This is a genomic window from Roseovarius tibetensis (assembly GCF_050896375.1).
Classification (GTDB): domain Bacteria; phylum Pseudomonadota; class Alphaproteobacteria; order Rhodobacterales; family Rhodobacteraceae; genus Roseovarius; species Roseovarius tibetensis.
On the sequence record NZ_JBPBBB010000003.1, the window covers coordinates 168974 to 183218 of the forward strand.

12 protein-coding genes are annotated in these 14245 nt (G+C 63.2%); 3 read left to right on the top strand and 9 right to left on the bottom strand.

Annotated features, from left to right (window positions below):
* The first annotated feature begins 60 nt into the window (after nt 1-60).
* Nucleotides 61-384 carry a HesB/IscA family protein gene (locus ACROSR_RS03790; RefSeq protein WP_432682439.1) on the top strand — a complete coding sequence of 108 codons (324 nt, stop codon included), beginning with the start codon at nt 61-63 and terminating at the stop codon, nt 382-384.
* Between the two features lie 28 nt (nt 385-412).
* Here the strand turns inward: ACROSR_RS03790 and ACROSR_RS03795 are convergent, their stop codons facing one another.
* From ACROSR_RS03795 to recA, 7 genes are all read right to left on the bottom strand, one after another.
* A complete protein-coding gene (locus tag ACROSR_RS03795) occupies nt 413-1195 on the bottom strand; it encodes a squalene/phytoene synthase family protein (protein ID WP_432682440.1) in 783 nt (260 codons plus the stop codon).
* A gap of 151 nt (nt 1196-1346) precedes the next feature.
* Complete coding sequence (cysS, locus tag ACROSR_RS03800; RefSeq protein ID WP_432682441.1) at nt 1347-2756, bottom strand: cysteine--tRNA ligase; 1410 nt, start codon at nt 2754-2756, stop codon at nt 1347-1349.
* Nucleotides 2757-2843: 87 nt separating this feature from the next.
* Nucleotides 2844-3389, bottom strand: coding sequence for a histidine phosphatase family protein (locus ACROSR_RS03805; protein WP_432682442.1), 546 nt, complete (start codon nt 3387-3389; stop codon nt 2844-2846).
* 48 nt (nt 3390-3437) lie between these two features.
* Nucleotides 3438-3725 carry a DUF1330 domain-containing protein gene (locus ACROSR_RS03810; protein WP_432682443.1) on the bottom strand — a complete coding sequence of 96 codons (288 nt, stop codon included), beginning with the start codon at nt 3723-3725 and terminating at the stop codon, nt 3438-3440.
* 18 nt (nt 3726-3743) lie between these two features.
* Nucleotides 3744-4028 carry a DUF1330 domain-containing protein gene (locus ACROSR_RS03815; protein WP_432682444.1) on the bottom strand — a complete coding sequence of 95 codons (285 nt, stop codon included), beginning with the start codon at nt 4026-4028 and terminating at the stop codon, nt 3744-3746.
* Nucleotides 4029-6701: an alanine--tRNA ligase gene (gene alaS / locus ACROSR_RS03820; protein WP_432682445.1), complete on the bottom strand. Its 2673-nt coding sequence runs from the start codon at nt 6699-6701 to the stop codon at nt 4029-4031.
* Between the two features lie 128 nt (nt 6702-6829).
* Nucleotides 6830-7909: a recombinase RecA gene (gene recA / locus ACROSR_RS03825; protein ID WP_432682446.1), complete on the bottom strand. Its 1080-nt coding sequence runs from the start codon at nt 7907-7909 to the stop codon at nt 6830-6832.
* Nucleotides 7910-8103: 194 nt separating this feature from the next.
* Between recA and ACROSR_RS03830 the strand changes: the two genes are divergently transcribed.
* Entirely contained in the window at nt 8104-8751 is a 648-nt protein-coding gene (locus ACROSR_RS03830; protein ID WP_432682447.1) for a gamma-glutamyl kinase, read from the top strand.
* A gap of 33 nt (nt 8752-8784) precedes the next feature.
* Here ACROSR_RS03830 and ACROSR_RS03835 read toward each other — a convergent pair whose 3' ends face one another.
* Nucleotides 8785-11088 (bottom strand): ATP-binding protein, encoded by a 2304-nt coding sequence (locus ACROSR_RS03835; protein ID WP_432682448.1) that lies wholly within the window; start codon nt 11086-11088, stop codon nt 8785-8787.
* An 84-nt stretch (nt 11089-11172) separates the two neighbouring features.
* A complete protein-coding gene (locus ACROSR_RS03840) occupies nt 11173-12021 on the bottom strand; it encodes an RsmB/NOP family class I SAM-dependent RNA methyltransferase (protein WP_432682488.1) in 849 nt (282 codons plus the stop codon).
* A gap of 595 nt (nt 12022-12616) precedes the next feature.
* On the opposite strand from ACROSR_RS03840, the gene guaA reads away from it, so the two are divergent.
* Entirely contained in the window at nt 12617-14188 is a 1572-nt protein-coding gene (gene guaA / locus ACROSR_RS03845; protein ID WP_432682449.1) for a glutamine-hydrolyzing GMP synthase, read from the top strand.
* The last annotated feature ends 57 nt before the right edge of the window (nt 14189-14245 follow it).

Consider the following 14245-nt stretch of genomic DNA (forward strand, 5'->3'; position numbering starts at 1 on the left):
TATGTTGCAGATAGATTGACGATGTTAAACACCACGCAGGTTCAACCCCGGAGAGACGCCATGCAATTGCCCCCCAAGGTAACCCCCCGTGCGTTCGCCCGACTGGCCGAGATCGATGCGGGCGCGTCAAACAAGGCGCTGCGCGTTGCGGTCGAGGGGGGCGGCTGTTCCGGATTCCAGTACGACATCAAGCTTGACGTGCCGGTCGAGGACGATCTCGTGCTTGAAAGTGACGGGCAGAAAGTCGTGGTCGACAGTGTCTCGTTGCCGTTCCTGTCCGGGGCGACGATAGATTTCAGCGAGGAGCTGATCGGGGCCCGGTTCGTGATCGACAACCCGAACGTGTCAAGCTCGTGCGGGTGTGGCACCTCGTTCTCGATGTAGGTGCAACGGCGCACCCGCCGCGCACAGCCTACCACATACCCGACATTGCCCGCGTGAAAAGTGTCGCCTTGCTGCGTGCCGGCGACACGGCAAGCGCACCCTCGCCCACGGCACGCGGCAACCGCACGACCTGTCGCAAGATCGGCCCAACCTCCCACAGCGGCAACATCGCGGGGCTCGCGGCACGCGAGACGCGGGCGCGGCCAGACCTTGCGCGCGCCAGACATCGCAACCCCTCCTCGGCCCACGCGCGGACCGCATCGGGCCGCCCGTCTGGCAGGGGGCGCCGTCCCGCCGCCTCCAGTGCGGGGATCGCCCGGAACCAGTTGGCCAGCCCAAGCGCGAACCCGGCATCGCGAACAACATCATCCGCCACAGGCCCGAGCGCGCGGGCGCCCACCAGCATCAGGTTGCCCGAGGTAGCGGCAAGGTAGCGGGAAAAATCGGCGTCGCTGTCGAAAGGGACACGCTCTATATCCCGACGCCGCGCCGCGATCAGCTCGTCGAGCAGGTCCGCCCTTTCCGCATCAAGAACCCGCGCGAGCGGTGTCACCACTTCGTGTCGCCGGGCGCCATCGCCGCTGCGGATCTGCTCCAGGGCATCGCGCCACCATTGCAGCCGCATCTCGGCGATCATCGGCTCTTGCGTGACCCAAGGGGCGCGCGCCACCTCGATGTTGAAGGCGTAAATGGGAAACAGCACGTGGCGCGCCGCGACGGGCGCCGCCATCGCCGCCTGAAATCGGGCCGGATCGCCGCGCCGCACCAGATCGCCACAGGCGACAAGATCGGTATCCGAGGTCAGACTCATGCTGCACCCTCGTGCGACGGTTCGCCGTTGATCGCATGGCGTGGTGTCGATGCGGCCCTGCGCGCCTTGCTTGGCCTAGACCAGTTCACAGTGCAGGTGATACTCGACATGGCACGCCCCCGTACGGGTGGGCGCTGAACGAAGAGGCACGTCAAGTCAGCCCCTCAAGTACCGACCGAAGTCCCTCAAGGTACTCCACATCACTCATTCCAGTGGTTTTAAATTCGACTCCGACAGATTTGTCAGGAAGAACTTGCAAGTGAATGCCATATGACTTGGCCCTGTCCCGAATTGTATCCGCTGTCTGGAAGTCTCGGTTTTCTCGTGCGTGAGCGTATGCGGAACAAATCGCTTCGATTTCAATTTGCAGAGGATGGGTGCTTGCGCGCGGTTTTGTCCAGTCACCCATTCCGGGTTCAAGCAATCCAAGAAGTTTCATACCGGCTTTGACAGACGCCATGTCTTCTTTCACAGCCGCCCTGTGGATCACGTCCAACGCTGTTTTCGTGTTGAGGTCATCGGCCAGTGCGGCGACCAATTCGTCAGGCGGAGCTGTTTCCTCAACATCTCCGCTAGCAAGAATGTACCACCGCTTCAGCCGCGTCTCCGCCTCTCTCGCCTTCTCGGCCGTCCAGTCCATGGGCTTGCGGTAATGCGTGCTCAGGAACACGAACCGGATCACCTCGCCCGGTATCCCCTGATCAAGCAGATCCCGCACCGTAAAGAAATTGCCCAGGCTCTTGGACATCTTCTTGCCCTCGACCTGCAGCATCTCGTTATGCATCCAGACCCGCGCGAACTCGCCCTCGGGATGGGCGCAGCAGCTTTGCGCGATCTCGTTCTCGTGGTGCGGGAACATCAGGTCATTGCCGCCACCATGGATATCGAAACTCTCTCCCAGCAATTCGTAGGCCATCGCCGAGCATTCGATGTGCCAGCCGGGCCGTCCGCGCCCCCATGGGCTGTCCCAGCCGGGTTGATCCGTGTCCGACGGTTTCCACAGCACGAAATCCATCGGGTTGCGTTTATACGGAGCCACCTCGACCCGCGCGCCTGCGATCATGTCATCGACCGTGCGGCCCGAGAGCGCGCCGTAGTTCTCGCGCCAGCTATCCACGGCGAAAAGCACATGGCCCTCGGCCTCGTAGGCGTGACCCGTCTCGATCAGCCCCGCGATCATCGTCACCATCTGCGGGACATACCGGGTTGCGCGCGGCATGTGGTCGGGTTCGAGCGCGCCCAATTCCCCCATGTCATCGAGAAACCATTGCGTCGTCTCTGCGGTGATGTCGCCGATGGCGCGGCCCGTCTCGGCCGCGCGCGTGTTGATCTTGTCATCCACATCGGTGAAGTTGCGCACATAGGTGACGTGATCCGGCCCGTAGACATGCCGCAACAGCCGGTAAAGGACATCAAACACCACCACGGGCCGCGCGTTGCCAAGATGCGCCCGGTCATAGACGGTCGGGCCGCAGACATACATCCGCACGTCATCGCGTTCGAGCGGCGTGAACTCCTCCTTGCGACGGGTCTTGGTGTTGTGCAGCCTGATGGTGGTCATTCTCGCCTCGCGCGCCTTGGTGTTGCGGACCTAGCAACTTCGGCGATCCTTGAAAATACGCAATCCAGACCGCGTGGACCTTCGGGGTCAAGGCGCGATCAGGATCCGCCCGACAGGCTCCAGCCCGTCATCCGTGCGCCGTGTGACGATGATCTCGCCGGACCGGACGAACCCGCCCGTCAGCGCGCTGATGTTCACCTGATGCGTCACGATGAGAACACTGGCCCCGGATGGAAGCGCGTCGAGAAGGCGCCGGGTGGCGGCGGTCTGGCGCGCGCGATCTCCGCGACCGGCGAAAAACGAATTGAGCGGCGGCTTTTCGACGACCTCTCCCATATCCATCAATTCGGCGGTCTCGCGCGTCCGGCACCATTGACTGGTCCAGACATGATCGAACGTGACACCCGCCTTGCGCAACGCCCGCCCCGTGCGGCGGGCCTGATCGCGGCCACGGTCGTCAAGATTGCGCTGCGTACTGCACGCGCCAAGCTCGAACGACGCCGGGTCGCCTGTCCCGGGCGCAAGGGCGTGGCGCATCAGTGCGACGGTGCCTTTTTCCTTGAGCATAGCTAGGTCATTGGCAGTCGCGAACGTGGCGTGCACCACGAACAAGGCTACCAGCAGAACGCGCATCGTGATGATCCCTTCCAATCCGGATGACAAGGGCCGCGCAGAGACGGCTCAGTCAGACGTTTCCACGATCACGAGATCACGCTCTGACGCGCCGCGCGCATGATCAAGCGCCTGTTGATAATCCGGGCTGCGATAGCAGGTTTCGGCCGCCTCGACGCTTGGAAATCGCGCGACGACATGGCGCGCGCGCTCTGTCCCCTCAAGCTGGACGTAGCGCCCGCCGCGCGCGACGAAGGCACCGCCGTGCTTTGCTATGGCAGGCCCGGCCAGGGCGGCATAGCGCCCATAGGCCTCGTCATTCGTCACGGTCACATGGGCGATCCATAGGGCTGGCATCGGCTGTCTCCTGTCTGATCAGATATCGTCGACGATGACGACGTCACGCTCGCTTGCCGACTGTGCCAGCGGCAAGATCCGGCGATATGCGTCGGACTTGTACCAGTCGATCGCGGTTTGACGGTCGGGGAATTCGATTATCACATGCCGCTCGGGCGCGTTGCCCTCGATAACGGTCTGCGGGCCGCCCTTGACCAGAAACCGCCCGCCGAATTCCTCGGCCAACGCCACGGTCTGGCGCGCATAGGCCTGATAGACCTCGGGGTCGGTCACGGTGATCCGCCCGATCAGATACGCGCTCATTCAGGCCTCCTCTCGGGTCAGGACCGCTTCAGCGGCCTTGATCGCGGCGTCCGCGGCACCGATGTCACTGCCGCCTCCCTGGGCCATGTCGGGCCGACCGCCACCGCCCTTGCCACCAAGCTCGGGCACGGCAGCCCGAACGAGATCGACCGCCGACATTCGTGGCGTCAGATCATCGGTCACGCCGGCCGCGACCGCCACCTTGCCGCCGGTATCGGCGATGAGAAGGATGGCACCGCTGCCGATCCGCGCCTTCATCTCGTCGATGAGCGGCGGCAGATCGCGTCCCTGAACGCCGGAAAGCACCTGTGACAGGAAAGGTATTCCGCCGATCTCACGAGGCTGGCCGCCATCACCCTGCCCCGCACCACCGGCCATGGCCAGTTCGCGGCGCAGTTGCGCAACCTCGTTGGCGAGGTCGCGACGCTCGTCCATCAGGGATTTTACCCGCTGGGGCACATCCTCGGGCCTGATCTTGAGATCGCTGGCGACCTGACCAAGACGCGCTGTCTGACCGCTGAGATACTCAAACGCGGTCGCGCCGGTCAGCGCCTCGATCCGCCGGACACCCGCGCTGGACGCCGAGTCGGCAAGCACGACGAACACACCGATATCGCCGGTCTGGCGCACATGCGTGCCACCGCAAAGCTCGATCGAATAGGTCCGTCCGTCGGTTCCCTTGCCCGACCCCTCCAGCGTGCCCATGGAGACGACGCGCACCTCGTCCCCGTATTTCTCGCCGAAAAGCGCCTGCGCACCGAGATCACGGGCGTCGTCGGGTGCCATGATCCGCGTCTCGACCGGCGCGTTCTGACGGATATAGGCGTTCACCTCGGCCTCGACGCGGGTCATTTCCTCGGCGCTCAGGGGTTTGGCATGGCTGAAATCGAAGCGCAGACGGTCCGGCGCGTTGAGCGAGCCGCGCTGCGCGACATGCTCGCCAAGGGTGCGGCGCAGCGCCTCGTGGACGAGATGCGTGGCCGAGTGATTGGCGCGGATCGCGGTGCGGCGATCGTGATCCACGGACAGTCTGGCCGCCTGTCCGGTCTTGATCTCACCCTCGGTGACCTCGGCGACATGAATAAAGACCCCGGCGACCTTTCTGGTGTCGGTGATGCGCGCGCGGCCAGTATCCGTCGAGAGCGTCCCGGTGTCGCCCACCTGCCCGCCCGCCTCGGCATAGAAAGGCGTCTGGTTGAGAACGATCGCGCAAGAGACACCCTGCGCCACATCTCGCGTCACGGTCCCATCCATGACAATCGCCGCGACTTCCCCTTCGGCCGTTTCCGTGTCGTATCCCAGAAAATCCGTCGTGCCCGTGTCCTCGGCGATGTCGAACCAGACCGCCTGATCAGCCGTCTCGCCGGACCCGGCCCAGGCCGCCCGCGCCTTGGCCTTCTGCTCGGCCATGGCGGCGTCGAACCCGTCGGTATCGACCGTAAGCCCACGCTCGCGCAGCGCATCCTGCGTGAGATCAAGCGGAAACCCATACGTGTCGTACAACTTGAACGCCGCCCGACCCGGCAACGCGGAGCCGTCCGGCAACGTATCAAGCTCTTCATCCAGAAGCCGCAACCCGCGGTCGAGCGTCTGCTTGAACCGCGTTTCCTCGATTCGCAGCGTTTCCTCGATCAGCGGCTGTGCACGACCAAGCTCGGCAAAGGCCTGGCCCATCTGCCCGACAAGCGCGGGCACCAGCCGATGCATGACCGGGTCCTTTGCGCCCAGCATGTGCGCATGACGCATCGCCCGGCGCATGATCCGGCGCAGCACGTAGCCGCGCCCCTCGTTGGACGGCATCACACCATCGGCGATCAGGAACGAGGTCGCGCGCAGATGGTCGGCGATCACCCGGTGATGCACCTTGCCGGGACCGTCGGGATCGGCACTGGTGGCGTGCGCGCTCGCCTCGATGAGGTGGCGCATCAGGTCCGTGTCGTAGTTGTCGTGCTTGCCCTGCAACAGCGCACCGATCCGCTCCAGCCCCATGCCAGTATCGATCGACTGCATGTCGAGATCCCGCTGCGTGCCGTCCGCGAACCGTTCGTTCTGCATGAAGACGAGGTTCCAGATCTCGATGAAACGGTCGCCATCCTCGTCCGCGCTGCCGGGGGGGCCACCCCGGACTTCGGGCCCGTGATCGTAGAATATCTCGGTACACGGTCCGCACGGGCCGGTCGGGCCCATCGACCAGAAATTGTCGTCCGTCGCGATGCGGATGATCCGATCGTCGGGCAGGCCCGCGTATTTCTTCCAGATGTCGGCGGCCTCGTCATCGGTGTGGTAGACCGTGACCAGCAACCTGGACGGATCGAGCCCGAAGTCGCGGGTCAGCAGATCCCACGCATACGGAATTGCCTGTTCCTTGAAATAATCCCCAAAGCTGAAATTTCCGAGCATCTCGAAAAAGGTGTGGTGACGCGCGGTATATCCCACATTGTCGAGGTCGTTGTGCTTTCCGCCCGCCCGCACGCATTTCTGGCTGGTGGCCGCGCGGGTATATCCCGGATGCTCGACCCCGGTGAAGCAGTTCTTGAACTGCACCATGCCCGAGTTGGTGAACATCAGGGTCGGATCGTTTCTTGGCACCAAGGGCGAACTGTCGACGATGGTGTGATCGTGTCGCTCGAAGAAATCGAGAAAGGTGGAGCGAATGTCATTCAGCGTGGGCATGGGGAACTCTTTATCGGGGCATGTGTCTGTCCTGCGTCAGGTCAGACTTAGCCGCGGCAAGAGAACATGTCCACCGCCACGACCGAGGCCCCGCCGCAGCGCGGGCCTCGGTCGCGGGGCCGGACGCTTCAGCCTTCGAGAATGTCGCTGTCACCGCCCTTTGTCTCTTCGGGCATATCGAAGTCCAACCCGTGGGCGGCGCGTATCTTGTCCTCGATCGCCAGCGCCACGTTCGCATGGTCCCTGAGATATTTCTTGGCATTCTCGCGGCCTTGACCGATCCTCTCGTCGCCGTAACTGAACCAGCTGCCGGACTTGTCGACCACGCCTGCCTTGACACCCATGTCGAGCAGCTCTCCGGTCTTCGAGATCCCCTCGCCATACATGATGTCAAATTCCACCTGCTTGAACGGCGGGGCGACCTTGTTCTTGACGACCTTGACCCGGGTCGAGTTGCCGACAACCTCGTCCCGGTCCTTGATCGATCCGATACGTCGAATGTCGAGCCGTACAGAGCTGTAGAACTTGAGCGCATTGCCGCCCGTCGTCGTTTCGGGGCTGCCGAACATCACACCGATCTTCATGCGGATCTGGTTGATGAAGACAACCGTGCATTTGGTTCGGCTTATGGATCCGGTGAGCTTTCGCATGGCCTGGCTCATGAGGCGGGCATGAACGCCGACGCTGCTGTCGCCCATTTCGCCCTCAAGCTCGGACTTCGGGGTCAACGCCGCGACCGAATCGACCACGACCATGCTGACCGCCCCCGAACGTACCAGCGTATCCACGATTTCAAGCGCCTGCTCGCCGGTATCGGGCTGCGAGATCAGCAACTCGTCAAGATCGACACCCAGCTTGCGCGCATAGATCGGGTCAAGCGCGTGTTCCGCATCGACAAAGGCGCAAACGCCGCCTTTTTTCTGTTCCTCGGCGACGCAGTGCAGCGTCAGCGTCGTCTTGCCCGAGCTTTCCGGGCCATAGACCTCGACCACGCGGCCCTTGGGAATACCACCAATGCCAAGCGCGATATCAAGGCCGATCGATCCCGTCGAGGTGGCCTCGATGTCGGCGATGACATTGTCACCGCCCATTCTCATGATTGACCCCTTGCCAAACTGGCGTTCGATCTGGGCCAGAGCGCTGTCGAGCGCCTTTTGCTTGTCCGCGTTCTTCTTGTTATCCATGGAAAGTAAATCTGCCGTTGCCATTCATTCGCCTCCTTATTCCACATCCGCTCAAACGCGGCAATGATTGCGGACGTTCACGCCTTGTTCTACCCGTTATGGGGGTGTTCCCGGGACAGATCAAGGAAATTGTCGATACTGGCAGTTTTCCCGTTAAGGGTTAATAACTCGTGTAATTCATTGGCGAGACAGATGATTCAGACTGACGGAGCGAGATCATGCTAGTATTCGCAAAGCAGAAACTTGTCCTGTTGGCGGTTCCGAAGACAGGCAGCACGGCCTACGAGACCGCTCTCGCGCCACTGGCATCGATGGTCGTCAGTGCCCCCCCCGAGTTGAAGCACGCACCGGTTTTCCGCTACCATAGGTTCTTCCGGTCCATGATCACACGTTTCCTGGGCGAGAATGTGGACGTGGTGGCCGTGATGCGCGAGCCGGTCGACTGGCTGGGCAGCTGGTACCGGTACCGCCGGCGTGCAGCCCTCGACGGTGCGGCCAACAGCACGCAGGGCATCAGCTTCGATGAGTTCGTCTCGGCGTATTGCACGGGACGGCCGCCGGCATACGCCAGGGTGGGCTCCCAGGCGAAATTCCTCGAACCGCACCGCAATGGCACACGGGTGACGCATCTATTTCGGTACGAGGATCAGGCCGGTTTCAGAGCTTTTCTCGAGGAACGGTTGGGGACCACGATCACTACCGCGGCCGAGAACATCTCGCCGGAGATGCCGTTGTCGCTGACAGCGAGGACCAAGGCTCGACTGCGCGAGACGCACGCAGAAGATTTCGCGTTGTGGGAGAATATTGCCCGGCACGGGATCTACCGCCCATCACGGCAAGCGCCCGGACGGCACGACGCCGGGTAGGCGGTGACCGGTGCCTTCGCCCTGTGTCATCTATTACGCCGTCTGGCGTTGAACTGTATCCGTCAACTCCTTGAGGGAAAACGGTTTCGGCAGAAAGACCGAATTTGGAATGCTGACTTGTACCTCGCCGAAGGTCTCTTCGGCATATCCCGACATGAAGACCACCTTGGCCTTCGGTCGGCTGACCAGCGCCCGTTGCACCCAGCTTGGCCCGTCCATACCCGGCATCACCACATCCGTCACGAAGACATCGACGTGTAGCGCCTCGTCTTCGAGCAGGGCAAGCGCATCTTCGGCCGATTCGGCCTCGTGGACCGTGAACCCCTTCAACTGCAGGGCCCGACTGGCGAACGCCCGCACCGGCGCCTCGTCTTCGACCAGAAGAACCACGCCGCTGGCAAGTCCGGCCTGTGACACGTCCTCGGCATCGGTCTGCTCGACCGGCTCCGGCCGGTCATGAGCCGGGAAAAGCAATTGGAACACGGTGCCTTGCTGCGGCACGCTATCGAGAAAGATGAAGCCGCCAGTCTGCTTGATAATGCCGTAGGCCGTGGACAACCCAAGGCCGGTTCCTTCGCCGGCGCGCTTCGTCGTGAAGAAAGGCTCGAACACTTTCTGGGCCTTGTCCGGCGGGATGCCAACCCCCTCGTCGATGATCCTGACCGACACGTATCGCCCCGGCGCCACCACGGCCCTGTCCCGGCGCAAAGGCTTCGCCAGCGTCACGTTTTCGGTCAGGATACGAATGTCACCGCCCCTTGGCATCGCGTCCCGCGCGTTGACGACAAGGTTCATGATCACCTGTTCCAGCTGTCGCTTGTCCGCGCGAATGGCCGAAAGGGCGGGATCATGCTTCAGTCCGAGGGTCACCTTTTCCCCGACCAGACGGTTCAGAAGGTGGGTCAGGTCCGCAAGTGTCTCGCGCAGGTCGATCAGTTGCGGGCGCAGGGTCTGCTTGCGCGAGTAAGCCAAGAGCTGACTGACAAGGGCCGCCGCGCGATTTGCGTTCTGGTTGATCTGCATGAGATCGGCATAATCCGGGTCGCCCTGGTCGTGGCGCAACAGCAGCAGGTCGCAGTGCCCCGTGATCGCGGTCAGCAGGTTGTTGAAATCATGGGCCACGCCCCCGGCAAGCTGCCCGATCGCCTGCATTTTCTGGCTTTGAACGAACTGCGCCTCAAGCGATTTCAATTCCGTCGCATCATTCATCACCGCAATGAGGACGATCTTGCCATCTTCCATCGCACGATTGAGCGTGACCTGGACGAAAACCTCGCGATCGTCGCGGCGCACGCGCAGAAATTCGGCATGGACCGTACCACGTTCCGACGCGGCGTCGTCGATCCAGTCCTTGATCGAGCGGCCAAGCCCTTCGAGGGTATCACCCAGACGCATGTCATGCGTGCTGTCGACACCAAGAAGGGCACGCGCCGGCCGGTTCGACTGTACGAGCATGCCGTCCTGTTCGACCTTGAGCAGCGGCACCGGCAGTTCTTCGAACAACGCCCAGCCGTCAACGCCGAGATCGGCCGCGCGCGGGGTCGGGATCAGGTGGACCGCGCGCTGACCACTCGCCCCCTCACGTTCGATCAGCAAACAGTTGACCGGACCGTCCGGCGTCGCGACCACACAGGGATCACCCGAGCGCGATGATCGCTGCGGGCACACGTCGTCAAGGGTGGGCACATCATCGCCAAGCATACCGCGTGCCGCCGGGTTCAATCCCAGCACGGAATTGTCACGCCCCACGGTCAGCATCGGGAAGGCATCATGTTCGGCCTCGCCCTCGGGCAGGGACGCGGACGGACCCTGTTGGAACCGCCAGAGAAAACGTCCCTCACCGACACGATGCACACCGATCCGCAAAAAACCTTCACATACCGGAAGATGCCTGACGGCAGCCCCTTCGATGCGCGCGTCCCTTTCCATCTCGCGCAGGATCCGGCACGGATTTGCAAAGGTTTCGCACAAGGCGACGTCCACCGTCGGAACCTGCGCGACCGGGAAGGCCCGCCGCGCGGACGGGTTCGCCCGCAGGACCGTTCCCTCGGTATCCGCAAGAATGACAGGCACCGGATCATCCTCGATCATCGCAGCCACCTGCAGGACATGGTCATCGGCGCGCAGGGACATATGGCGGCGCATGATCACCAGCCAGAACGCGCAGAACAGCAGGATCGCGCCTATTGCGGCAAACAGGGTCTGTAGGCGGGAATCGGTTACGATGACCGCCGCCCCGGAAAAGAGCAGCGCAATCAGGACAATAAGCCCGGATCTCGGTCCAAAGCGTCTTGCGGCGTGATATGCCGGGCGAGAGAAACTTCCTGCGAGCGCCAATGACGTGCCTTTCACCACATGGGAACACGTCGTCAGATGACGCAAAATCCTTAATCAGGATTTAATGCCGCCGGGAAAAACCCGTCAAGGTTGAACTGCATCGCTATCGGCCCGCCGCATCCGCGCCAGGAAAAAGCCATCCCCGGTCGGCGATATCGGCCAATGGCGCGTCTCGGTGACGGCCCACGCGGGATGCGTCTGGCAAAATCTGTCGATGATAGCCCGATTTTCCGCATCCAGCACCGAGCATGTCGTGTAGACAAGACAGCCGTCCGGCGCCACGAACCCGGCGGCATGTTCCAGAATGTCCGGCTGGATCCGGGTCAGCTCTGCCAGGCGCTCTGGCGTCAGGCGCCACTTGGCGTCGGGGGTGCGCCGCCATGTCCCGCTGCCCGAGCAGGGAACGTCACACAGCACCAGATCGAATGGCGCCGCCCCGGCCAGTTCGGCTGTCTCCAGCTGGCTAACCCGGACCCCGGCGCGGCGGGCGCGTGCGCGCAAATCCTTCATGCGGTGCGGGGCGCTGTCATGGGCGATCCATGTGCCATCGACGCGGGCCGCCATGGCGAGTGTCTTGCCCCCGCCCCCGGCACAGTAGTCGAGCACCCGCGAGGCTGGTGCGATCCCGAGATGCTCCATTGCGGCCTGACTGCTGCCGTCCTGAAGCTCGACAAGACCCTGCGCATAGGCCGCTGACTGGGCAATCTTTCGTTCCCCGTCGGTGACCTGAAGGGCGTTTCTGGCAATGTCGACCCGAACCGTGACGATACCGTCGCGCGCAAGATGCGCCTGCGCGTCCTCGACGCTGGCGAATCTTGCGTTGACACGAAGCGTCACCGGGGCGCGGTGTCGCAACGCCTCTGCCGACGCCGCCGCCATATCTCCGAGCGATGTCTCGAAATGCGGCCACAGCCAATCGGGCAGATCAAGCATCTCGGGGCCCGATGCGGCATTTCCGGTGCGCAGCTCTGCCTCGCTCAATGGCGCGGGCGCGTGGCCATCGCCGGTGAACAGCGTCGAAGGGTCCGTGCCCTGCATGCGCAGCGCCCCGATCATCCGGCACCGCCCGGTCATGCCACCCCCGAGGGCGGCACTGGATCGCCATCTGCGACGCACATCGAAGACATGATCGCGCACCGCCGCACGGTCCTTCGATCCGGCATAACGCGCGCCGCGCGCCCATGTCTGCAGGGCCTTTTCGGCGACTGTCCCCGTGCCGATCGCGTCAAGCACCTCTATCGCCGCCGCGACCCGCGCCCCCGGTGTCACGTCGCCCCCAGACATACCGGGGGCATGGCCGCCCAATCCTGTGCGAAACTGCAGCGTGTCATGTTCAATGTGATCTCCATGCGGCATGTCCTGCCCCGCGCGGGCGCTGTGCCGCGATAACCAGCCGGCGGCCACTGCGTCAATCGGTCCGTGCCGCATCGACGGTGGAAACAGCAGGAAACGGATTTTCCGTTCGGACACCGTCAGAGACGTGTCTTTGCCTTGCACCGGGACGGCCCGCGCTCTACTGGGCTGGCGTATGACACAGATATCCCATGACCGTCTTCTGATCGTCGACTTCGGCAGCCAGGTAACCCAGCTGATCGCGCGACGGCTGCGTGAACTGAACGTCTATTGCGACATTCATCCGTATCAGAACGTCACCGAGACGCTGCTGCAAGACATGTCGCCCAAGGCCGTGATCTTTTCCGGCGGACCCGACAGCGTCACCCGCGACGGCAGCCCGCGCCCGCCACGCGCCATCTATGATCTCGGCGTGCCGATCCTTGGCATCTGCTATGGTCAGCAGGTGATGATGCAGGATCTTGGCGGAAAGGTGGAGGCCGGAGAAACGGCCACGGCAGAGTTCGGGCGCGCCTTCGTCACGCCATCGGGGCTGGACAGCGAATTGCTGGAGGGCTGGTTCGCCGATGGCGCCGGCCGCGCACAGGTCTGGATGAGCCATGGCGATCACGTATCCGAAATCGCGCCGGGGTTCGAGATACTGGGCACGTCGCCCGGCGCGCCCTTTGCCATGACCGCGGATCGCGACCGACGCTTTTACGCGGTGCAGTTTCACCCCGAGGTGCATCACACGCCGGACGGCAAACGGCTGTTCGAGAACTTCGTGCGGCTTGCAGGGTTCACCGGCGACTGGACCATGGACGCCTACCGCGACGAGGCGATCGCCAAGATCCGCGCGCAGGTCGGCGACAAACGGGTGATCTGCGGCCTCTCGGGCGGGGTCGACTCGTCGGTCGCGGCCGTCCTTCTGCACGAGGCCATCGGCGATCAATTGACCTGTGTCTTCGTGGATCACGGCCTGCTGCGCCAGAACGAGGCCGTGGAAGTCGTGTCGATGTTCCGCGATCACTATAACATACCGCTGATCCACGCCGACGAGGCCGAACTTTTCCTGGGTGAGCTTGACGGCGTAAGTGACCCCGAGCAAAAGAGAAAAATCATCGGACGCCTGTTCATCGACGTGTTCCAGAGACACGCCGGCGACATCGAGGGGGCAGAGTTTCTCGCCCAGGGCACGCTCTACCCGGACGTGATCGAAAGCGTCAGCTTCTCCGGCGGGCCGTCGGTCACGATCAAGTCGCATCACAATGTCGGCGGCCTGCCCGAAAAGATGGGCCTGAAACTGGTCGAGCCGCTGCGCGAGCTGTTCAAGGACGAGGTCCGCGCCCTTGGCCGCGAACTGGGCCTGCCGGATCATTTCATCGGGCGCCACCCGTTTCCCGGCCCGGGACTTGCGATCCGCTGTCCCGGCGAGATCACCCGCGAAAAACTGGACATACTGCGCAAGGCCGATGCCGTCTATATCGACCAGATCCGCAAGCACGGCCTTTACGACGAGATCTGGCAGGCCTTCGTGGCGATCCTGCCCGTGCGCACCGTCGGCGTGATGGGCGACGGGCGCACCTACGATTTTGCCTGCGCCCTGCGCGCGGTGACCAGCGTGGACGGGATGACGGCGGACTATTATCCGTTCAGCCATGACTTTCTGGGCGAGACCGCGACACGGATCATCAACGAGGTCAGGGGCATCAACCGCGTTACCTATGACGTGACCTCGAAACCGCCGGGAACGATCGAGTGGGAGTGACCCATCCGACTCGAGCGGACCCGAGGTCGCGTGGGTTCGACGTGAGCAAATCCGCAC